At 66.2% G+C, this 20,850-nt stretch carries 18 protein-coding genes; 7 read left to right on the forward strand and 11 right to left on the reverse strand.

The window, feature by feature from the left end:
- Positions 1–97 precede the first annotated feature (97 nt).
- The 8 genes from V9K93_RS11925 to V9K93_RS11960 form a co-directional block, all read right to left on the reverse strand.
- Entirely contained in the window at positions 98–586 is a 489-nt protein-coding gene (locus V9K93_RS11925; protein WP_136639531.1) for a hypothetical protein, read from the reverse strand.
- A gap of 31 nt (positions 587–617) precedes the next feature.
- A complete protein-coding gene (locus V9K93_RS11930) occupies positions 618–1,370 on the reverse strand; it encodes an HAD family hydrolase (protein ID WP_004139358.1) in 753 nt (250 codons plus the stop codon).
- Positions 1,371–1,465: 95 nt separating this feature from the next.
- A complete protein-coding gene (locus V9K93_RS11935) occupies positions 1,466–1,876 on the reverse strand; it encodes an EF-hand domain-containing protein (RefSeq protein WP_337302606.1) in 411 nt (136 codons plus the stop codon).
- A gap of 232 nt (positions 1,877–2,108) precedes the next feature.
- Positions 2,109–2,480, reverse strand: coding sequence for a hypothetical protein (locus tag V9K93_RS11940; RefSeq protein WP_046984467.1), 372 nt, complete (start codon positions 2,478–2,480; stop codon positions 2,109–2,111).
- A gap of 296 nt (positions 2,481–2,776) precedes the next feature.
- The gene (locus tag V9K93_RS11945) at positions 2,777–3,490 is read right to left on the reverse strand and encodes a M15 family metallopeptidase (protein ID WP_046984468.1); all 714 of its coding nucleotides are present in this window, start codon (positions 3,488–3,490) and stop codon (positions 2,777–2,779) included.
- The gene (locus V9K93_RS11950; RefSeq protein ID WP_337302607.1) at positions 3,423–4,973 is read right to left on the reverse strand and encodes a serine hydrolase domain-containing protein; all 1,551 of its coding nucleotides are present in this window, start codon (positions 4,971–4,973) and stop codon (positions 3,423–3,425) included. The genes V9K93_RS11945 and V9K93_RS11950 overlap by 68 nt, the downstream gene beginning before the upstream one ends.
- A gap of 27 nt (positions 4,974–5,000) precedes the next feature.
- A complete protein-coding gene (locus V9K93_RS11955; protein ID WP_337302608.1) occupies positions 5,001–8,000 on the reverse strand; it encodes a TonB-dependent receptor in 3,000 nt (999 codons plus the stop codon).
- Positions 8,001–8,051: 51 nt separating this feature from the next.
- A complete protein-coding gene (locus tag V9K93_RS11960; protein ID WP_337302609.1) occupies positions 8,052–9,542 on the reverse strand; it encodes a transglutaminase-like domain-containing protein in 1,491 nt (496 codons plus the stop codon).
- A 132-nt stretch (positions 9,543–9,674) separates the two neighbouring features.
- Here V9K93_RS11960 and V9K93_RS11965 point away from each other — a divergent pair, with 132 nt between their 5' ends.
- From V9K93_RS11965 to V9K93_RS11990, 6 genes are all read left to right on the forward strand, one after another.
- On the forward strand, positions 9,675–11,111 hold the full coding sequence (locus tag V9K93_RS11965; protein WP_337302610.1) for a C40 family peptidase: 1,437 nt from the start codon (positions 9,675–9,677) through the stop codon (positions 11,109–11,111).
- A complete protein-coding gene (locus V9K93_RS11970; protein WP_337302611.1) occupies positions 11,112–12,206 on the forward strand; it encodes a dipeptide epimerase in 1,095 nt (364 codons plus the stop codon).
- A 400-nt stretch (positions 12,207–12,606) separates the two neighbouring features.
- The gene (locus V9K93_RS11975; RefSeq protein WP_337302612.1) at positions 12,607–13,455 is read left to right on the forward strand and encodes a MurR/RpiR family transcriptional regulator; all 849 of its coding nucleotides are present in this window, start codon (positions 12,607–12,609) and stop codon (positions 13,453–13,455) included.
- A 15-nt stretch (positions 13,456–13,470) separates the two neighbouring features.
- Positions 13,471–14,232: a L,D-transpeptidase family protein gene (locus V9K93_RS11980; protein ID WP_337302613.1), complete on the forward strand. Its 762-nt coding sequence runs from the start codon at positions 13,471–13,473 to the stop codon at positions 14,230–14,232.
- The gene (locus V9K93_RS11985; RefSeq protein WP_337302614.1) at positions 14,229–15,530 is read left to right on the forward strand and encodes an APC family permease; all 1,302 of its coding nucleotides are present in this window, start codon (positions 14,229–14,231) and stop codon (positions 15,528–15,530) included. The genes V9K93_RS11980 and V9K93_RS11985 overlap by 4 nt, the downstream gene beginning before the upstream one ends.
- Before the next feature lie 111 nt (positions 15,531–15,641).
- The gene (locus V9K93_RS11990; RefSeq protein ID WP_004139052.1) at positions 15,642–15,983 is read left to right on the forward strand and encodes a hypothetical protein; all 342 of its coding nucleotides are present in this window, start codon (positions 15,642–15,644) and stop codon (positions 15,981–15,983) included.
- 52 nt (positions 15,984–16,035) lie between these two features.
- Here the strand turns inward: V9K93_RS11990 and yiaA are convergent, their stop codons facing one another.
- Positions 16,036–16,488: an inner membrane protein YiaA gene (yiaA, locus tag V9K93_RS11995; protein ID WP_046983882.1), complete on the reverse strand. Its 453-nt coding sequence runs from the start codon at positions 16,486–16,488 to the stop codon at positions 16,036–16,038.
- 170 nt (positions 16,489–16,658) lie between these two features.
- On the opposite strand from yiaA, the gene V9K93_RS12000 reads away from it, so the two are divergent.
- Positions 16,659–17,825 (forward strand): PQQ-dependent sugar dehydrogenase, encoded by a 1,167-nt coding sequence (locus V9K93_RS12000; RefSeq protein ID WP_136639637.1) that lies wholly within the window; start codon positions 16,659–16,661, stop codon positions 17,823–17,825.
- Between the two features lie 70 nt (positions 17,826–17,895).
- On the opposite strand, the gene V9K93_RS12005 is transcribed toward V9K93_RS12000, so the two are convergent.
- Together V9K93_RS12005 and V9K93_RS12010 are read right to left on the reverse strand one after the other, a co-directional pair.
- Positions 17,896–18,444: a hypothetical protein gene (locus tag V9K93_RS12005; protein WP_337302615.1), complete on the reverse strand. Its 549-nt coding sequence runs from the start codon at positions 18,442–18,444 to the stop codon at positions 17,896–17,898.
- Positions 18,445–18,552: 108 nt separating this feature from the next.
- Positions 18,553–20,727 carry a glycoside hydrolase family 3 N-terminal domain-containing protein gene (locus V9K93_RS12010; protein WP_337302616.1) on the reverse strand — a complete coding sequence of 725 codons (2,175 nt, stop codon included), beginning with the start codon at positions 20,725–20,727 and terminating at the stop codon, positions 18,553–18,555.
- Between the last annotated feature and the right edge of the window lie 123 nt (positions 20,728–20,850).

Below are 20,850 nucleotides of genomic sequence, written 5' to 3' on the forward strand. Positions count from 1 at the left end.
TGGGTGCGAACCTTGGTTCGCACTGGTCTGGGGGGGGAAGGAGCAAAAGGCGTGCGAACCAAGGTTCGCACCCACCAGAATCAGGCAGCGGCCAGCACTACCGCTTGAGCTGGCGCTTCAGGGTGGCATCCAGGGTGATCGGCCGGTCCCAGTGCTGGTAGCTGGCCACGATGGCGTGGCGCACGGCGCGGTAATGCAGATTGTCCGGCTTGGTCGGCATGCGCTTCACCACCGCCTCCCAACCGCCCTCCGGGTCCTGACTGAAGGCGCGCACGCTGTCGCGGCAGGTCTGGCCGCTGGCCTTGGCCCAGAAGCAGGCGAAGTAGATGTCCCCGGCCTGCCAGCCATGGGTGGTGAACAGCGCGCTGATGTAGCCGCGCGGCACGCTGGCATAACGCGACACTTCGTCGAGGAAGGCGTCCGGGTAGCGTTCGGCGTAGTGATTGACGTCCTGCAGCTGGGCATCGACCCAGCTGTCGCCGGTTTCCACCTCGTAGGCCGCCGAGCGCTCGGCGGTCTGCTGGGCCAGCACGGTGGCCGGCGCCAGCAGCAGGGACAACAACAGTGTGCGCAGTCGGAGGTTCATGCCCCGATTCTGCCGCAGCCGCCGGGTCCTGTCAGGCCGCCGCCGAGGCCTTGGCCTCGATCGCCGCCAGTGCGGCCGGCCAATCGTGGGCGGTGTCGGCGGTGACCATGCGCGGTTCGTCATCGGCCACGCCGTGCTGGGTCTCGTGTGCCCAGGTCACTGCGTACGGGGTATGCACGCCCCAGCCGCCCAGGGTCACCACCGGCTCGATGTCCGAACGCAGTGAGTTGCCGACCATCACGAAGCGCTGCATCGGCAGGTCGAATTCGGCCAGCACGCGGGCGTAGGTTTCCGGGTCCTTCTCCGAGACGATCTCGATGCGCGGGAACAGCTCGGCGAGATTGGCGACCTTGATCTTGGCTTCCTGGTGGAACAGGTCGCCCTTGGTGATCAGCACCACCGGATAATCTTCGGCGATCGCAGCCACCGCTTCGCGCACGCCGTCGATCAGCTCGACCGGGTGGCGCAGAGTGTCGTGGCCGATCTCCAGGATGCGCTGGATGTCCTTGGCCTCGATGCGCTGGCCGGTGATGTCGATGGCCGCTTCGATCATCGACAGCGTCATGCTCTTCACGCCGTAGCCGAAGGTACCCAGATGGCGCTGCTGCACTTCCAGCAGGTGACGCGCGGTCTGGGTGTCATGCACGTCGACGTAGCGCGACAGCAGGTCAAGATAATCCTGCTCGGCCTTGCGGTAGTAGTCCTCGCTCTTCCACAGCGTATCGTCACCGTCAAAACCGACCAGGCCGATGGCGCGCGACGGCGCAGGCGTGGGGGTATTCATCGGCCAAGGATACAGGGGCAGCGATGACGAGAAAAACCCGGGCGGCCGCAGCCGCCCGGGTCCCCATGCACCGGTCTTCCCGAATCAGACGTGGATCAGCGGCCCTGCGCCGCGCCGGCACCCCCACCGGCCTGCTGCGCGGCCACGTAGGCCTTGTACTCATCGGCGCTCAGTTCGCCGTCCTTGTTGGTATCGGCTTGGTCGAACACCTGGGCCAGGCCTGCGTTCACCTGTGCCTCGGTCTTGCTGATGGTGCCGTTGCCATCGGTATCGATGCTGGCCCAGGTCTGGCCACCGCCATTGGCCTGCGCCGAAGCCGCCGCGGCCGCATTGGTCGCCTGGTCAGCGGCCTGCCCTGCCTGCGCTGCAGACTGCTGCGCCTGTGCAGCCTCGTTCTGTGCCTGCGCGGCCTGCTGCTTGGCCGACTGTGCCATCGCCGGAATGGCCAGCACGCTGCCGGCGGCGACGATCAGGGCGATCAGGGGCTTGCGGTTGCGAATAGTCATCAGGGGTGTCTCCTACCAATTGGGTGGTGTTGCGCGGCGTGTTGTCTCCGCACGGCACCTACCCTGCCACCGCCTTTCTGAATCGATTTTGGGCCATGATCCGCCTCCACACGCACGATTAACCACTGGCTCGCGCGCATGCATTAGCGCGGTGGTTAGGGTGGAGTGAGTGGCTCATAAGCTGCGCATTCAGCGCACCCGGATTTAACCGGGTACCAACGAAAAACCTGCGTCAGTCGACGGTTTGTTCCGATGACCGCGAACTGAACATCACCCAGCCGAGGGCAACACCGGCGAGCGCGCCGGCGATTTCCAGCACCACGCGGCTGCCGAGTTCGTTCGGATCGTGGATGGTGGCGAGGAACAGGCGCGCGTACAGCGGCGACTCCAGCCGCACGATGCCCATGTAGAACAGCTTCCAGGCATCGAGGCCGGCGGAGATGATCACGGCGATGACACACGACCAGCCGATCGCGTGGCCCACTGTCCAGTGCAGAAGCCGGCACAGTTGCGACCACAGGAAGTACACCAGCAGCCCGACCAGCAGGGCGATGGCGCCGGCTTCCAGGGTGCCGAGCAGGCCGAAGTGCAGGGGAAGGTTCATCGGGTGGGCAACGGTGGGATGGCGGCCAGTGTAAGGGTATTGGCAGGGTTGCACCCTGCACCTGCCGAGGCCTCAAGCAACAGCCAAAGCCAAAGCGGCATACTGAGGGTTGGCGGGGCACTGTGAGTGCGCGGGGCCGCCGTGAACCCATCCTTGGGGCTCGGTCGAGCTTACATGGACGTACTTGCAGCGTCCCACGCAACCGGACCCACTCCGCCATCCCACGGAATGCCAGCTGTTGCTTCGGCCGTTGCCGTTGCCTCTGCAGGTGCAGGGCGCAGCCCTGCCGATAACCCCTAAAGCACTGGCACGTCGTACGCGGTGCCGGGGTCCGGTTCGGGCTGCAGGGTGTAGTGCCACCACTCCTTCGGATAGTTGGCGAAGCCTCGCCGGGCCATCGCGCTTACCAGCTGCTGCCGATTGGCCTGCTGTGCATCGCTCAGTCCGCTCGTCTGCGTATGCGCACGCGGGCCAAAGAAATCGAAGTCGGTACCCATGTCCATCGGCTTGCAGCGGCCGTTGCGGCAGTCCAGCAGACCGAGATCGACCGTGGCGCCGCGGCTGTGGCCGGAGCGCTCGGCGATATAGCCGTCGGCCAGCAGGCGCGGCTTGTCCAGGTCCGGGTACTGCAGCGCCTTCCGCGAAAGCTCGCTGGGGTCGTTCACCCAGGCCATGAAGGCCTGCACCGAACGCACCGGCCGATAGCAGTCATAGATGCGCAGGCCAAAGCCATCCGCGCGCAGGTCCTGTTCCACATGCGCCAGCGCCTTCGCCACCGGCGCCAGCAGGTAGCAGGACGGCGCCTCGTAGCCCGGCACGCGCGCGCCGGTGAAGTTGTTGGCGCCGGCGTAGCGGATGTCCATCTCGATGCCTGGCGACAACGTGCGGATCTCCACCAATCCGGCGCTGGCTGCATCGGTGGCCGGTGAAACGCGCGGTGGCTCAGCGGCGCTGGCGCTCGCCGCCAGGGCAATCGCCAGTACGAGTGAAATGCAGGTCCTGGAAGTCATAGCTGAAGTCGATGTCCGGGTCGATGGCACGCAGGTCCAGCGTGGGCGGCGCACCGTCACCGGGCTGCAGCCACGCCTGCGCGTCTTCGCCCAGCGTATCCCAGCGCAGCAGCCAACGCCCCTGCAGTTGCAGCACGGCACCCTGCAGCCGCGGCGATCTGTCCACGCTGAAGCGCAGGCCGTCCTTGCCCGGGCACAACGAGGCCGGGCCCAGCCAGGGATCGCTGTAGCGGCCCTGCCAGTGCTGTAGATCGGACGCCGACGTCTGCCGCGCGTCCGACGTCACTGGCCGTCGGTGTCCGGCCGCTGCCCGCGTTGCCTTCTCGCCCTTCAGTTCGGCCAGATAGACATCCGCCGGGCTCGCATCGTCCGGCGTAGTGAAGCGCTTCAGCGCAGCCTGCATCAACGCCGTGCGCGCGTCCTCGCCTTCACCGTTGATCAGCATCACCACGCCCACCTTGCGGTCGGGCAGCAGCGCCAGCGACGAATACATGCCCGACAGCGTGCCGGTGTGCGCCACCTTCCACTGTCCATCCATGTCGGACACCCGCCAGCCGTAGCCGTAGCCATGGAAGTGCGCGTTGTCCCAGCGCCGCTGGCGCTCACCCAGCGGCATCGGCATGTGCAGGGTCCACAACGTGCGTCGCTGCTCGTTGCCCAGCCAGTCCGGCACCAGGGCAGGATCCAGCAGCACCTGCATCCAACGCGTCATGTCACGCAGCGAACAGCGGATGCCGCCAGCTGCCATCGACGGCAGGTCAGGGCTGGTCTCGCCGTCGGCGTTCACCACCTCATTGCGATCTCCGCGCCAGGCGTGCGGCTGCGCCACATTGCCCACGCGCTTCACCGACCATGCCCCCACTTGGCAGCGCGTCATGCCCAGTGGTTCAAACACCTGCTCGCGCATCAGCTGGTCGTACGGTTTGCCACCGGCCGCAGCAGCCACTTCACCGGCCACCACGTACATCAGGTTGTCGTAGGCATAGTGGCTGCGGAAGCTGCTGACCGGCTTCAGGTGCGCCAGTCCGGCGATGATATCGGCGCGGGTGAACGTGTTCGGCTCCGGCCACAGCATCAGATCGCCGGCACCTAATCCGAGCCCACTGTTGTGGATCAGCAGATCGCGCACCTGCATCTGCCGGCCGACCCACGCGTCATGCATTCGGAAGCCTGGCAGATGCCGCTGCACTGGATCGTCCCAGCGCAGCTTGCCCTGTTGCACCAGCCGTGCCAGCAGCGCGGCGGTCATCGCCTTGCTGTTGGAGGCAATCTTGAACAGCGTGTCGTCATCGATGCGGCCTCCATCACCGCGCGCCCCTTCGGCATGGCGATAGACCACGCGCCCGTTCTCGACTACTGCCATGGCCAGCCCGGGCAGATGCTCGACGCGGACCACGGCGGCGATATCCGCATCGATGGATGCGGTATCGACCGCCGAAGCGGAAGGAACCGCCAAGGCCGCCAGAATCAGCAGGCTGTACATGGGCGCCTTGATCTCCGGGACCTCAGCTCAGTAGGCCCAGGTCACGGTCAGCTGCGCATAGCGCGGCGACTGGAAGCCGGTACCGTAGCCATACATCGGATTGGGCGTGCCGATGCTGTCCTGCGGCTCGTAATCCTGGTCCACCGTGACCACGCGCTGCTGGTTCAGTACGTTGTACACCGCCAGCTTCAGACGAAGATCGGTGGGAATCGGCACCTTGTAGGACACGCTCACATCGAGGTCGTAGGTCCACGGCGTGCGGCCGTCGCCACCGCGCGGCGAATGCACGAAGACGCGCTCGGACGGCACCGTCGACTGGCAGTTGGACACGCACACGTAGTAGCTGTGGAAGTCGGTGTCGTCGAACGGGTTGCCGGCGCCGAAGCGGGTGATCGGGCTGCCCGACTGCACGCCCAGGGTCGCGGCCACGCTCAGGTTCTCGGTCAACGCGTAGCTGCCACGGAACTTGAACTGGTGGCGACGGTCGTTGGCCAGGTAGCCGTAGCCCCGGTAGTTGACCCACGGGTTGTCGAAGTTCTCGGTGCGGCCGGCATCAGCAAAGTCGGTATCCGAATTCACCGGTCCTTCGGCGTTACCGCGGCCATAAGCCAGGGTGTACGACGCATTGAAGCCCCACTTGCCGTCCCAGGCCCGGTCGACCTGCAGCTCCAGCGCCTTGTAGTCACGCTTGGGCTTCACCCAGCCGCGCTGTCCCACGTAGTTGCCATCGTCGTCGTACAACGCCCAGCCTTCCTTGGAGGTATCGATGTCGATCCAGCCATCGTTGCTGCCATCGCAGTTGGTATCGCCCCACACCCTGTTGGTGCGCCCCGGATTGCCCATGATCCACACGCCGTCGATCGCACCACACTGACCGGTAGCAGTGATGTTCATGTCATCGATGGCGTTGTGCAGGCGCCGGTAGGTGACACTGGCGGCAACCGACCACGACGCGCTCAGCATGTGCTGGAAACCCAGGATGGCTTCATCCTGGTAGACCGGGTCCATGTCGCGGTTCACTTCCGCACGCAGGTCCGGCACGCTGCCATCGCCCTGCGAGTTGTCGACCGGGCCGATCTGCGCGCCCAGGTTGGGAATGTTGTTGCTGGCACCGGTGTAGCCCAGGAACTCATACCAGGTGCGCTCATCGAGGAAGCCGCCGGCCTGCTTGATGTTGATGACGTTGGCCACCGGCAGGTAGTAGCGGCCCAGGTTGCCGAACACCTTGGTGGTGCCATCGCCACGCACATCCCACGAGAAGCCCAGACGCGGCGCGACCATGTTGTCGATCTTGATGTAGCTGTCGCCGTCGCCACCCTTGTTGTCAAAGCTCTCCACCCGTGCACCGATGTTGAGCAGGAAGTTCGGGGTGACCTGCCAGTTGTCTTCCAGGTAATACGCCGAGTTGATGGTCTCGAACGAGCCGGCCACTTCATAGCGGCGCGTGCGTGCCACCAGGCCGCTGGCCGGTACCGTACCGCCATTGAGCGGGCTGCCCGGCGTGCGGTAGTAGATGTCATAGCGCAGGCCACCGGGGCCAGGATAAGCGCGCTCGTAGTCGGAGGTATTCTCCTCGCGATCCAGGCCGAAGCGCAGCAGGTGATTGCCGATGGACCATTCAAAGTCGGCGCGGGCCGCCTTGCGCGTATCCAGCGCCGATTCCAGCTGCGAGCTGCTGGTGCAGCTGCGGTCACCCTGAAGGCTGGGCGGAATGCCGTCGGCCGCGGTGCGGTTGTCGAACACGCGGTTGCAGTTGTCGTCCATCAGCGAGCTCTGCACGCGGTTGCGCTTGTTCTCGCCATACATCAGCTTCATGGTCAGATCGTTGTTGACCTGCCAGCTGTAGGTGCCCGACCAGTTCTTTCCGCCCACGGTATTGACGACCTGGTTGCTGCGCTCACCGATGATGTCGCCGCTGCCGTAGTCGTAGCGATAGACATCGGTGAGGGTCTTGTTGCGGTCGGAGAAGCCGAACAGCGACAGCATCTGGTTGTCGGTGATCTGCCAGTCCAGCTTGCCGCCCCAGAAGGGTTCATCGGCCTTGCCCTGGTTGAGGAACGTGCCGGCATCGTTGGTGGATTTCGGCCGATAGTCACGGGCTTCGTACATGCCGAAGAAGAACAGCTTGTCCTGCACCAGCGCGCCGGAGGCGAACACGTTCAGCGCACTGCGGCTGTAGTCGTCCTGGCGAGCACTGATGTAGCGGCTGCCGGTGCTGTCATAACGATCGCGTGCCTGCGATTGCCACGCGCGCGGTTCGAACACCAGCTCGGCGCCCGCCTTGAACTCGTTGCTGCCCGAGCGGGTAACAGCATTGATCACGCCGCCGGTGCTGCGCCCGAACTCCACCGAGTAACCGCCGGTCTTGACCTGGAATTCCTGGTAGAAGGCAAACGGCACTGACGAGAAGCCGACCCGGTTGTAGAAATCGGTGACGTTCAGGCCGTTGATGTAGACCGTGTTCTCGGCCACCGACGAGCCGCCGAATGAGATGCCCTGGCCGCCCAGTGAGCCCTTGCCCTTCACTGCGCCAGGCGCCAGCAGCGCCACTGCGGTGATGTCACGATCCACCGGCAACCGCGCCAGTTCCTCGCGGGTGATGTTGGTGGCTGATTCGGTGGACTTCACGTCCACCATCGACACTACCTGCGGAGCGCGCACCTCGACCGTGCCCAGCGTGCTGACCGCACCCAGCGGCACGTTCACCGTGGTTGCACTGCCCAGGCCGACCGTAACCTGGCCCACGCGGCTGGCCGCGCCGCCCGGCAGGCTCACCTCCATGTCGTAGGTGCCGACCGGCAGCAGCGGGATACGGTAGCTGCCCTTGCTGTCGGCCTGCACGGAACGCACAAAGCCGGTTGCTGGATTGCGTACGGTGACCGTGGCGCCTGCGGGTACGCTGCCGGCGTCGCTGGTAAGGCGACCGACCACGGCACCATCCTGTGCCAGTGCGCTGGGTGCCAGTGTTGCCAGGCACGTGCCGAGGGCGATGCACAAGGCCGCCCGCTTGATGGTGTAAGCCTTCATCCCCTGCTCTCTCCTGCAAGAATTGAATGGTGGTGTGGGTGGTGTGTCGCGCTAGCGTTGCCCGGCTGGCAGTACCCGCCACTGGAAGTCGTAGTTCCATTGGTCGAAGTACAGGTTGCCGCCTGACCACTCGGCCTCGCCGCGCTGCGAGTCGACCGTTTCCGAGCGGTAGTACTGCTTGGCCGGCACCAGGGCCTGGCCGAAATCGTCGTTGAAGGCGATGCGGTAGCCGTCGAGGCCACCGAGGTAGAAATCACGCAGGGCGGGCGTATCGCTGGCCAGCGCACCAGTGGTCACGTCCATCGGCAGCCAGCCATACGGCGCCAGGTAGACCTGCCCCCAGTCATGCAGGTTGTTGTAGCCGCTGCCATCGTCGGAGAACACCATGCCCGACTGCCAGCGCGCGGGAATGCCGTTCATGCGCAGCAGCGTGATCAGCAGCAAGGTTTGTTGTCCGCAGTCGGCATGGCCGGCGCGCAGTGCGTAATCGCTGATGTTGCTGATGGTGGAGTATTCGCGCGCGCCGGCCCACGGAATGCGATCGACCGCGGCGAACAGCCTGCGCACCACTTCGTATGGGCGTGTTTCACCCTGCAACACCTGGTCGGAAAACAGCTTCAGCGCCGGGGTGAAGCGCACATGCGGCAGCTGCTCGGACAGGTAGGGTTTCAGTGCCGGGTCGGCCGGTGTCGGCTGCACCTTGGCCGGATCGATCGCGGTGTGGCGCGCGAAGATCGTCAGCGCGTAGCGGATCTCGAAGCGCATCGGCTGCCCAGCCACCGCCTTTGCTTCCAGATAGGCGGTGCGCTGCTGCGTGCTGGCCGGTGCCACGCGCGCCCTGCCGGGGGTGCTGCCCAGCCACTGCACCTGCTCCTGCTGGCCAGGAATTTCGCGCGGGTATGGAATCCACGCTCGAACCATTTCGCCGGCAGGCACCGCATCGGCCTTGACCGTCAGCGACTGGGTGAATTCGATGCGCTGCGGCAGCACCGAGGCCTGGCCACTCTGTTCTGCCGCCGCGATCACGCGCGCATGGTGTGCATTGAGCACTTCGTTCGGGCCGGGCGCCGGCATGGGCGCATCCGCGCGGCGGCGTGCGCGCGCTTCGTCGCTGAGCAGGAACAGGTTCGACGGTGCGCGTTTGAAGTACCAGCGCGTGCCGTCGATATCGAGATGTTCGATCAGGCCAAGCTGGTCCCAGCGTGCGAATTCTTCGTCAGTCAGGTCGGGAATCCAGCGCCGCACCGCCGCCTTGGCAGCGGCTTGGTCCAAGGAGAAATCCAGGCGGATTCGCCGCATGCGCTCCTGCTGGAAGGCGATGTCCTGTTCGCTGACGCCAGGCTCGGCTGCGTCAGCAGCCGACCAGGTATCCAGTTCGCTGCCGGCTTCGGAGAACCGCCCGACATCGATCAGCTGCACCAACTGCGCGAACTGCGTGGCCGACGGCGGTGGCTGCGCTGCTGCGGACCACGCGCACAGCAGCAGCGCGGCACTCAGGCCGGCAGCAGCAGGCAGACGCAGTTTGCGAACGGCAGGATCCACAGCGACACTTCCCAAGCGCGGGTGGTAACGGCTGTGTAACACGGGCCGGGAGACCGGTCAATAATTTATTCTTGCTTTCGACGCCGAAAGGAATAAATATTCCAACAGGCATTCGAGGAGGGTGTGCAGCGCATGATCCTGGCTTCCCGCGAACCGCGCTGGCACTGGCCGCGCCGGTTGACCCTGGCCCTGTGCGTGCTGGCCGCCCCGGCCTTCGCACTCGCTGCCCCGACGCCTGATCCCGGCGCGCCGCTGCCCTATGTGATCGGCCTGCACGAGGCCTACCTCACGCCGGACTACTGGGCAGCACGGCTCGAGAACGCCGACACCCCGGTCCTCGACCGCACGCAGATCGACGCCCAGAACGCGCGGATGCGGGCGCAGGACAGCCACATCCAGGACATCGCCGTGCTGCCCGCACAGCTTGATGCGGCGGCGGTGCGCGGCAGCATCACCGCGCTGTCGAGCTGGCCCACCCGCACTCTGTACAACGACAAGGGCCAGGCCATCACCCCAGCACTGCGCAGCGCAATCGAAGCCAATCTGGGCCTGCAGTCCATTCCCGCGCAGACGACACCGCAATACGGGCTGGTGGTGAAGCGCGCCGCACTGCGCACCTTCCCCACCCGCGAGCGCGTCTTCAGCACCGTCGGCGACACCGACATCGACCGCTTCCAGGAATCGGCACTGTTCCCCGGCGACAAAGTCGCCGTGGTCCATCGCAGCGCCGATGGCCGTTGGCTGTTCGTGCACAGCGAACGCTACAGCGCGTGGATCGAGGCCGACACCATCGCCAGCGGCGACAAGGCCACCGTGCTCGGCTACGGCGCGAAGGGGCCGTACCGGATCGTCACCGGCGCCACCGCACAGACCACCTACACCCCGGAAGAACCGCGTGTCTCGCGCCTGCAGCTGGACATGGGCGTGCGCCTTCCGGTGTTGGCCGGCTGGCCCGCCGCCAAACCGGTGAACGGGCAACAGGCGCACGCCTCGTGGGTGGTGCAGCTGCCGGTACGCGAAAGCGATGGCCGGTTGAAGCTGGTGCCGGCCCTGCTGCCGCGTTCGCAGGACACCGCCGCCGACTACCTGCCGCTGACCCCGCGCCTGCTGTTGCAGCAGGCCTTCAAATTCCTCGGTGAACGCTACGGCTGGGGCCACGACTACGACACCCGCGACTGCAGCGGTTTCGTTTCCGAGATCTACCGCAGCTTCGGCGTGCTGCTGCCGCGCAATACCAGCGCGCAAGCGGTCAGCCCGGCGCTGGACCGCTTGCCGTTCACCACCAAGGACGGCAAGGCCGTGCGCGACCGCGCCGTTACCGACCTGCAGGTGGGCGACCTGGTCTACATCCCCGGCCACGTGATGATGGCCATCGGCCACGTCGACGGCCGCACCTGGGTGATCCACGATACCGCGGGCGGCAGCTGGTTCGGTGCCGACGGCAAGCGCGTGCAGGCCCATCTCAATGGTGTTTCGGTCACCCCGCTGGAGCCGATGATGGCCAGCGACAGCGTCCGCTACATCGACCGCATCACCAACATCCAACGCCTGCGTGCCAAGACCCCCTGAATGAAGATCACTGCCATCGAACTGGGCATGCTGCGCGTGCCGCTGAAAACACCGTTCAAGACCGCCCTGCGCACGGTGGAAACCGTGGAAGACGTGGTGGTGCTGATCCGCACCGATACCGGCCACACCGGCTACGGCGAAGCGCCGGCCACTGCGGTGATCACCGGTGACACCCACGGCTCGATCATCGAAGCGATCCGGCACTTCATCGCCCCGCGCCTGATCGGCCAGGACGTGGTCAACCTCAACCATCTATGCACGTTGGTGCAGACCGCGATGGAGCGCAACAGCAGTGCCAAGGCGGCGGTGGAGATCGCGCTGTACGACCTGTGGGCACAGCTGCATGGCGCGCCCCTGTACCAGATGCTGGGTGGCGGTGACCCGGTGATCACCACCGACATCACCATCAGCGTGGACTACATCGACAAGATGGTGGCTGACTCGCTGTCGGCGATCGAACGCGGCTTCGAGTCGCTGAAGATCAAGGTCGGCAAGGACATCGGCGTGGACATCGAGCGGGTCAAGGCGATCCATGCCGCCGTGGAAGGCCGCGCCCTGCTTCGCCTGGACGCCAACCAGGGCTGGACCGCCAAGCAGGCCGTGCACGCAATGCGCACGCTGGAAGAAGCCGGCGTGGTGCTGGAACTGCTGGAGCAGCCGGTAAAGGCGGCCGACATCAGCGGCCTGAAGTACGTCACCGACCGCGTCAACACGCCGGTGATGGCCGACGAAAGCGTGTTCAGCCCGAGCCAGGTGATGGACCTGATCCAGCAGCGCGCGGCCGACATCATCAACATCAAGCTGATGAAGACCGGTGGCCTGTCCAACGCGATCCGCATCGCCGATATTGCCGGCATCTACGGCGTGCCGTGCATGATCGGCTGCATGATCGAATCGAGCATCAGCGTGGCCGCCGCGGTGCATCTGGCCGTGGCCAAGAGCGATGTGATCACCAAGGTCGACCTCGACGGCCCATCGCTGGGCCAGTTCGACCCGGTCAGCGGCGGCGTGCATTTCAACGAATCGGAGATCAGCATCAGCGACGTGCCGGGGCTGGGTATCACCGAAGTGCGGGGGCTGGAGATGCTGGGTTGATCGGAGCACCGCTGCAAGCAGTGTCTACGGCTGATGCTTGGTCGGGCGTTACTTTTCTTTCTGCGGAAAGAAAAGTAACCAAAAGAAACGCTCCGCCGGCCGCGAGCCGACGTGCTGCGCACGTCGGTGCCCTGCGCTCCTCGGGCCGCCGAGGGACAGCGCGGAACTCGCTGCGCTCAGACACCCGCGCCTCTTCGCCCTCGCCGGACCTGCGGTGCTCGGCTCGCTTGAAGGCGGACTCAACAGCAGCTCCGGGTAGAGCCACGCCATGGGTGGATGCCCTTGCTCCTGCTTTTGCCCCGCTCCGTACACCCTTCGCGGCTGGCACCCGCCCGACCCACTCCATGACAAGCTCTACGCAGCCAACCGCAACGCGCCTACACATGCCCGGACGCCCCGCATGCCGCCCCTGCTGAAGATCCGCTCCGAGCGCGGGCAGATGTCGGCCATCGAGCGCCGCATCGCCGATTTCATTCTCGACAACGCTCACCTGCTGCGCGATTACTCCTCGCAGCAGCTGGCCAGCGCGCTGGGCATCAGCCAGTCCAGCGTGGTCAAGTTCAGCCAGAAACTCGGCTTCAAGGGCTACCCGGACCTGAAGTATTCGATCGGCCAGGACGTGGCCCGCGCGGGTGCCGACCCGCAACAGGCGCCCAGCGAACCCGACAGCGGCGATGACTACCTGCGCCTGGGCGACGCCCTGCGCCGCAGCAAGGCTCTGGCCGAGGAGGAAACCCGCCAGGCCAATCCCCGAGAGGAGATAGAGCGCATCGTGCAGCTGCTCGATGGGGCACCGAAGCTGTTCGTGTACGGCCTGGGTGATGACGGCCTGTACGCGCGTGAGTTCGCCATGCGGCTGTCGCTGCTCGGGCTGCTGGTGGTGCCACATACCGACCCGATCCTGATGCTGGCCAATCTGTCAGCGGCACGCCCGGGTGACGCGCTGTTGATGTTCTCCGAGTTCGGCAACCTGCCCCAGCTCTCGCAGCTGTCGCGGCAGTTCCAGGACATGGGCGGCAAGGTGATTTCCATTACCCGCCACACCGCCAACCCGCTGCGCGCGCATGCTGATGCCGCGCTGGCGATGTGCGCGCACGACCGGACGCCGCAGGTCGCGCAGCTGCTGTACCGTAGCGCCATGCACGCGCTGCTCGATTTCCTGTTCGTGCTGCTCTGCCACGCCAATCCGGACCGCCAGCAGCAACTGGCGGTGAACCTGGAGCGGATCGACCACCTGCTGGATTCCTGACCGGAGCGCACGTTGATGAAATCGCTGGCCCGCCTCGCCACCACTGCGCTGCTGCTTGCCGCTGCGGTGTCCGTCCACGCCGCGCCGCTCGATGGTGCACGCCAGCTGATCGTGGTTACCAGCGACAACTGGGACAGCACCCAGGGGCAGCTGCAGGCCTATGTACGCGACGGCAAGGGCTGGCACGCGCACGGGCAAGCCTTCCCGGTCGCGCTCGGCCGTACCGGCAGCGCGTGGGGCCTGGGCCTGCATCCGGCACAGGGCGAAGGCCCGCAGAAGCAGGAAGGCGATGGCCGCAGCCCGGCCGGCGTGTTCGCGCTCGGCAGCGCCTTCGGCTATGCCATCACCCGTCCCGGCACCGCGATGGCCTACCAACCCATGCTCGAAAGCAGCTACTGCATGGATGTGCCCGGTTCACCGTTCTACAACCGCATCGTCGATGCGAAGAAGGTCGGCAGCGCCGCGATCAAGGGCTCCACCGAGCCGATGCGGCTGGACCTGCACAACAAGGGCGACGTGCGTTACCAGGAAGGCTTCGTGATTGCCCACAACCCGGACAACCAGCCCGGCAAGGGCAGCTGCATCTTCGCCCATCTGTGGCGCGCGCCCGGTGAGGCCACGGCTGGCTGCACCGCCATGCCGCAGCCGCGCATGCAGGCGCTGCTGGACTGGCTGCGGCCGCAGGATACGCCGCGCTTCGTGCTGCTGCCGCGCGCCGAGTACAAGCGCCTGCAGGCACAGTGGCAGCTGCCCGCACTGAGCGGAGACGCCCGTTGAGCACCCCGGACGAACCGCAGCTGCAGCGCGCGGTCAGCCGCTGGCAGATCGTCGGCCTGTCGATCAACGACGTGATCGGCAGCGGCATCTACCTGTTGCCGGCCGCCACCGTCGCCCTGCTCGGCCCCTTCAGCCTGTGGGGCGTGGTCGCCGCCGGCATCGTCGTTGCGTTGCTGGTGCTGTGCTATGCGCAGGCCGCCAGCTACTTCGATGAGCCCGGTGGCAGCTACCTGTATGCCCGCGAGGCGTTCGGCCGTTTCGCCGGGTTCGAGATCGGCTGGATGATCTGGCTGACCCGCATCAGCTCGGCGGCCGCATTGAGCAACGCGCTGGCCGATGCGGTGGCACGCTTCTGGCCGTGGGCCGACGCCGGCATGGGCCGCATCGCGGTGATCGTGGTATCGCTGGGTTTCCTCACCGGCGTCAACATCATCGGCGTGCGCTCGGCCGCGCGGACCGGCGTGGTGCTGGTGATCGGCAAGATGCTGCCGCTGCTGCTGTTCGTGGCCATCGGCGCGTTCTACATCGATCCGCAGCTGGTGTTCTCCGGCCAGCGCCCGGACCCGCACGACCTGCAGCGCATGGGTGAAGCCGCCTTGCTGCTGCTGTACGCCTACGCGGGCTTCGAGAACATCCCGGCTGCGGCCGGCGAGTACCGCAACCCACGCCGCGATATTCCGTTCGCACTGATCACCATGATCATCACCGTCACCGTCATCTATGGAGCGGTGCAGGTGGTGGCGCAGGGCACGCTGGCCGGGCTGTCCAGCTCGGCCACGCCGCTGGCTGACGCCGCCGCCGGCTTCGGTGGTGAGGCACTCGCGCTGATCCTGACCGTGGGCGCGACCATTTCCATCCTCGGCACCAACAGCAACACGATGATGATGGGCCCGCGCTTCCTGTTCGCGCTGGCGCGCGATGGCTACGGGCCGAAGATCCTGGCGCAGGTGCATCCGCGCTTCCATACACCGGCCGCATCGATCCTGTGCCAGGGCCTGATCGCGCTCGGGCTGGCGCTGTCGGGGTCATTCGTGCAGCTGGCGCTGCTGTCGATGACCACGCGCCTGTTCGCCTACATCGGTACTGCCGCCGCAGTACTGGTGTTGGCCAAACGCTACGCCGACCGCCCCGGTGCGCTGAAGCTGCCCGGTGGCCCGCTGATTCCGGTGCTGGCGCTGCTGCTGTGCCTGGCCCTGTTCGCCAGTGCCAGCTGGCAGAACATCGCCGCCGCGCTGGTCGCCTTCGCCATCGGCGCGGTGATCTACAAGTTGCCGCGAAAGGATGCCGACGCCGGGTGATCGGTAGCGCCGGGCCATGCCCGGCGGATTGATCTGACGATCACGCTGCCGGACCGGGCCGTTAACCGCCGCGCAGGCACGATCAGGCTTCGTCCACCACGGAGCCCTTCCATGACCGACTACCAGATTCCCGGCCGCGTGCCGGACGACAGCACCCCGCGCGACGCGGTCAGCAACTACTGGCGCGAGCGCTACACCTCTGAACCGTACTATGACGATCAGCTGTTCTTCGACGACTACGAACCAGCCTACCGTATTGGCCACTCGGCCCGCGCGCAGGACATGATCCGCGCCTACGAGGAAATGGAAGGCGAACTGGAATCACGCTGGGCCAGCGAACGTGGCAAGAGCCGGCTGGAGTGGGCGCAGGCCCGCAATGCCGTACGCCGAGGCTGGGAGGAAGCGATCAATCTCGACCAGCGGCTGGACAAGGGCGTGCCTCGCGGCACCTGACTTGATCGGATGCCGGTAGCGCCGGGCATGGCCCGGCGCTACCGGTCGTTTGTCAATCCTGTTCCGGCAGCGGCGGCACGCCCGCACTGCGCTTGCTTTCACCGTCACCGGCGGCGATCAGATCACGAGTGTTCTTCTGCACCGCCACCGCGCCGAACAGCGACAGCGCGAAGGCCATGCCATAGAAGCCCTTCTCGCTCAGCACCAGAGTCGCGTTCCACAGGCCAACCAGAAGCAGCAGCAGCGCAGACAGCAATGCGAACCAGCACAGCGCGTAATACAGGCCACTCACCGGAATTCCCTCGACACGGTCGCGCACGCTCTTCTGCAGCGACACCGCTGCGAACAGGCCAAACAGGAGCAGGGTTAGGTAGTAGCCCTTCTCGTTCAGCGGCATCTCCGCATTGAACAGGCCTACCAGGTAGGCCACCGCGCCGAGCAGCAGGGCCACCCAGGAGGCGGCAATGAAGGCCGGCGAGGGTCGATGGATGATCGGTGCGTTCATTGCGGTTCCTTGCAGTCAGGCGGGCATGCTTTGCCCGGGCGAACCCACCCTAGACGATCCCGCCGCCGCCGCACAGGGGGAAACAGGACCTTCGGGCCAGGACCGTCACCGCCCCGGTGGTATACAAGGGAGAGCCTGGCCATCCGCATCCCCTTCCGCTGGAGATACCCATGACCCGCACGCCCCTGCTGCTCGCCCTCGGCCTGTTGCCGATCCTCGCCACCACGGCCTGCAGTGCCGCCGGCCCCGATGCCAGTGGGCAGAAGGCTGCCGCCGCCAGCACAGACGCTGCCGACCAGCGACCGTTCACCGCCACCGAAATCAGTCGTTTCGACCAGCCGTGGGCAATGACGTTCCTGCCCGATGGCAGCCTGCTGGTGACCGAAAAGCGCGGCAAGCTGCAGCATCTGGACCTGGCCAGTGGCCAGAAGCATGAAATCACCGGTGTGCCCAAGGTCGCCTACGGTGGCCAGGGCGGTTTCGGCGATGTGATCCTGCATCCGCAGTTCGCCCGCAACCACGTCATTTACTTCAGCTATGCCGAAGAGGGCACGCTGGACACCCGTGGCGCTGCCGTCGCACGCGCCACGCTGGCGCTGGATGCCAAGGGTGGCGGTGAGCTGAAGGACCTGAAGGTGATCTGGCGACAGACGCCCAAGGTCAGCGGCGAAGGCCACTACGGCCACCGCCTCGTCTTCGGCCCGGACGGCAAGCTGTGGATCAGCTCCAGTGAACGGCAGAAGTTCGATCCGGCACAGGACATGGGCGGCAATCTCGGCAAGATCATCCGCCTCAACGACGACGGCAGCCTGCCCGCCGACAACCCGTTCGCCTCGCAGGGCGGTGTTGCCGCGCAGGTGTGGTCGCTGGGCCACCGCAACATCCTCGGCATGGCCTTCGACGCCAACGGCAAGCTGTGGGCGCACGAGATGGGCCCGGCCGGTGGCGACGAACTGAACCTGATCGTGCGCGGCGCCAACTACGGCTACCCGATCGTCTCCAATGGTGACCATTACGACGGCCGCCCGATTCCCGACCACAGCACCCGCCCGGAATTCGCCGCCCCGAAGGTGACCTGGACGCCGGTGATCTCGCCGGCCGGCTTCGTCATCTACAGCGGCAACCTGTTCCCGCAGTGGAAGGGCAGCGGCTTCATCGGCGGCCTGTCATCCACCTCGCTGGTACGTGTGGCCTTCGATGGCGACAGCGCGCGCGAAGCCGAACGCTTCAACATGGGCGAACGCATCCGTGAAGTGGAACAGGGCCCGGATGGCGCACTGTGGCTGCTGGAAGACGGCAACAAGGCGCGTCTGCTGAAGCTCACCCCGAAGACCTGACAGGGTGGTAGTGCCGGCCGCTGGCCGGCACGTTTGTCTGCAACGGCCCCGCACGCGGGGCCGTCTGCGTTCATTGAATGGTGATGACCTTCACCTCGGTCTTCGTGCAGGCCTGGTCCAGGCACTGGCCGTTCAACCACACCTGCCCATCGCCGATCATCACGCCCTGCTGGTTGACGAAGACCTTGCTGAAGTCCTGCTCGGACACCGCCTTGACCACCGCCGGGGTGATGATCTTCTCGTAGTTGCGCTGGAACTCACCGGGACCGGTGATCTTCTTTCCACCGCTGATGTTCAACGGGAAGCGCACTTCCTCGACCACGGCAGCGCGATCACCGCCGATCACCGCGGTCTTGAACGTGTTGAACACCTTCTCGTACTGCGCGGCATCGCCGAGCAGGGTTTCAATGCGCGCACGCGCATCCGCCGCAGGCTCATCCATAGCGGTGGGTGCAGTTGAGGCGGGGTCGGCGGCAGGCTTGGCAGGTTCAGCCGCAGGCGTCGCTGCAGCACGGGCCTCCATCGGCGGCGGTGCATCCACCGCAGGCTCGGCCGGCGGCGCCGGCTGCGAACAGGCCGCCAGCAACAGGGCGGGAATCAACACAGCGATCATGCGCATGCGCGGGCATCCATCGGTTCAAGGATGCCGATGGTAGCGCCGGGCCATGCCCGGCGTGTTTGCCATGGGTGAGGACGCCGGGCATGACCCGGCGCTACCACCCCGCGATCAGCCCTTCAGCAGCTCGAACTGCACCGCTTCACCGGCGGCCGAAGACGCGCACACCCACACGTCGAACAGGCCCGGCTCGGCACGCAGCACGCCATCGCGGCCGGTGAACGCCAACTGCTCGCGGGTCAGGGTGAACACCACCTCGGTGGACTCGCCCGGCTGCAGTGCCACCTTGCGGAAGTCCTTCAGCTCGCGCACCGGACGCACGCGGCTGGCCACGCGGTCGTGGATGTACAGCTGCACCACTTCTTCACCGGCCACATCACCGCTGTTGGTCAGCGTGGTGGTGAGGGTCAGGGTCTCATCCCAGCCCAGCTGGGCTGCGCTCAGCTGCGGCGCGCCGTAGGCGAAGGTGGTGTAGCCGATGCCATGCCCGAACGGATACAGCGGCTCGTTCGGAATCTCGCGCCAGCGCGCCTTGAACTCCGACATGGTCGGCAGTTCCGGCCGACCGGTACGCGGGTGGTTGTAGAAGTACGGCTGCTGGCCCGACACCTGCGGGAAGCTGACCGGGAGGCGGCCCGATGGGCTGTAATCGCCGAACAGCACATCGGCCACGGCATGGCCGGTCTGCGTGCCCAGGTACCAGGTCACCGCCACCGCCTGCGCATTACGCACGGCGCCCTGCAGGGCCAGCGCGCGGCCATTGCGCAGCAGCACCACCAGCGGCTTGCCAGTCATCGCCACGGCCTCGGCCAGCGCCTGCTGTGCCGGCGGCAGGGTGATCTCGACGCGCGACTGCGCTTCGCCGCTGTAACGCTGCGGCTCGCCCAGCGCCAGCACCACCACGTCGGCGCGCAGCGCAGCGGCCACGGCCGCTTCGGTGCCACCGGGGATGGCCACTTCCAGTTCGCAGCCTGGCACGATCTCCAGCAGCGCTTCGTCGCTGATGGCGGCACGCACGCCGGTTTCCAGGTCCACGTAACGCTGCTTGTCGCCAAACAGCGTCCAGCAGCCCTCGATGTTTTCGCGGTCCTGCACGAACGGGCCGATCAGGGCGATCTTCTGCCCGGTCTTCTGCAACGGCAGCACGTTGTCGCGGTTGTTCAGCAGCACGATCGAACGGCGCGCCGCATCGCGCGACAGTTCGTCATGCGCGGCGATGTGCGAGGTGTCGGCTTCGCGCGCTAGGTCCAGCGAACGGTACGGGTCGTCGAACAGGCCGATGGTTTCCTTCAGCCACAGGATGCGGCGCACGCCTTCATCCAGCACCGCCATCGGCACCTCGCCGCTCTCGACCAGGCCCGGCAGGTGTTCGGCATAGAAGCCGCTCTGCATGCTCAGATCCAGGCCAGCGGTGAACGCCTTGGCGGTGGCATCGCGGTCATCGGCGGCATAGCCGTGCGCGACCAGTTCCATGTCGGCGGTGTAGTCGGAGATCACCACGCCCGGGAACTTCCATTCACCGCGCAGGATGTCGGTCAGCAGCTCGGCGTTGGCGCTGGCCGGCACGCCGTTGATGTCGTTGAACGAGGACATCACGGTGATCGCGCCAGCGTCGAAGGCCGCCTTGAACGGCGGCAGGTGCACGTCGCGCAGGGTCTGCGGCGAGATGTCCACCATGTTGTATTCCATGCCGGCCATCACCGCGCCGTAGGCGGCGAAGTGCTTGGGCGTGGCCAGCAGCGAATCGTCGGCGCGCAGGTCGCTGCCCTGGAAGCCGCGCACGCGGGCGGCGGCGAATGCACAGCCCAGCACCACGTCCTCACCGGCACCTTCGGCACCACGGCCCCAGCGCTGGTCGCGGGCGATGTCCACGGCCGGTGCGTAGGTCCAGTGCAGGCCGGCGGCAGTGGCTTCGACGGCGGTGGCGCGCGCGGTGCGCTCGGCCAGGTCCGGCTCGAAGCTGGCGGCCTCGCCCAGCGGAATCGGGAACACGGTGCGCATGCCGTGGATGACGTCAGCAGCCAGGATCACCGGGATGCCCAGGCGGCTCTCTTCGGTGGCGACCTGCTGGATGCGGCGGCCCAGCTCGGCGCCCACACCATTGAACAGCGAGCCGACCTTGCCCTCGCGCACCTGCTGCAGCACCTGGTCGGCATTGCGCACGTTGGCTTCCGGGTTCACGTCCGGGGCGAACGGGCGGACCATGTCCGCGAAGACACCCAGCTGGCCGACCTTTTCCTCGACGGTCATCTGGGCAATGAGGGATTCGATGCGATCGGAGGCCACCGGCAGTCCTTGATGAAAACGTTTACAAGCCCGGCATTCTAGCGATCCCGGGCGATTTGGCGAGAGGTTTTTTCATTCAGTTTCAGCCACCAGCGGGGTCCGTATGGCCCCGCCGGAGGCATC

The organism is Stenotrophomonas sp. CCNWLW162, assembly GCF_037203745.1.
Lineage (GTDB): Bacteria > Pseudomonadota > Gammaproteobacteria > Xanthomonadales > Xanthomonadaceae > Stenotrophomonas > Stenotrophomonas maltophilia_AQ.

What these genes read in the sequence shown, in the direction of transcription:
- yiaA (WP_046983882.1), bottom strand. Translation starts at nt 16,488, where the DNA reads ATGAACGCACCGATCATCCATCGACCCTCGCCGGCCTTCATTGCCGCC.
- V9K93_RS11940 (WP_046984467.1), bottom strand. Translation starts at nt 2,480, where the DNA reads ATGAACCTTCCCCTGCACTTCGGCCTGCTCGGCACCCTGGAAGCCGGC.
- V9K93_RS11990 (WP_004139052.1), top strand. Translation starts at nt 15,642, where the DNA reads ATGACCGACTACCAGATTCCCGGCCGCGTGCCGGACGACAGCACCCCG.
- V9K93_RS11930 (WP_004139358.1), bottom strand. Translation starts at nt 1,370, where the DNA reads ATGAATACCCCCACGCCTGCGCCGTCGCGCGCCATCGGCCTGGTCGGT.
- V9K93_RS11935 (WP_337302606.1), bottom strand. Translation starts at nt 1,876, where the DNA reads ATGACTATTCGCAACCGCAAGCCCCTGATCGCCCTGATCGTCGCCGCC.
- V9K93_RS11950 (WP_337302607.1), bottom strand. Translation starts at nt 4,973, where the DNA reads ATGTACAGCCTGCTGATTCTGGCGGCCTTGGCGGTTCCTTCCGCTTCG.
- V9K93_RS11980 (WP_337302613.1), top strand. Translation starts at nt 13,471, where the DNA reads ATGAAATCGCTGGCCCGCCTCGCCACCACTGCGCTGCTGCTTGCCGCT.
- V9K93_RS11975 (WP_337302612.1), top strand. Translation starts at nt 12,607, where the DNA reads ATGCCGCCCCTGCTGAAGATCCGCTCCGAGCGCGGGCAGATGTCGGCC.
- V9K93_RS11970 (WP_337302611.1), top strand. Translation starts at nt 11,112, where the DNA reads ATGAAGATCACTGCCATCGAACTGGGCATGCTGCGCGTGCCGCTGAAA.
- V9K93_RS12005 (WP_337302615.1), bottom strand. Translation starts at nt 18,444, where the DNA reads ATGCGCATGATCGCTGTGTTGATTCCCGCCCTGTTGCTGGCGGCCTGT.
- V9K93_RS11945 (WP_046984468.1), bottom strand. Translation starts at nt 3,490, where the DNA reads ATGACTTCCAGGACCTGCATTTCACTCGTACTGGCGATTGCCCTGGCG.
- V9K93_RS11955 (WP_337302608.1), bottom strand. Translation starts at nt 8,000, where the DNA reads ATGAAGGCTTACACCATCAAGCGGGCGGCCTTGTGCATCGCCCTCGGC.
- V9K93_RS11925 (WP_136639531.1), bottom strand. Translation starts at nt 586, where the DNA reads ATGAACCTCCGACTGCGCACACTGTTGTTGTCCCTGCTGCTGGCGCCG.
- V9K93_RS11965 (WP_337302610.1), top strand. Translation starts at nt 9,675, where the DNA reads ATGATCCTGGCTTCCCGCGAACCGCGCTGGCACTGGCCGCGCCGGTTG.
- V9K93_RS12000 (WP_136639637.1), top strand. Translation starts at nt 16,659, where the DNA reads ATGACCCGCACGCCCCTGCTGCTCGCCCTCGGCCTGTTGCCGATCCTC.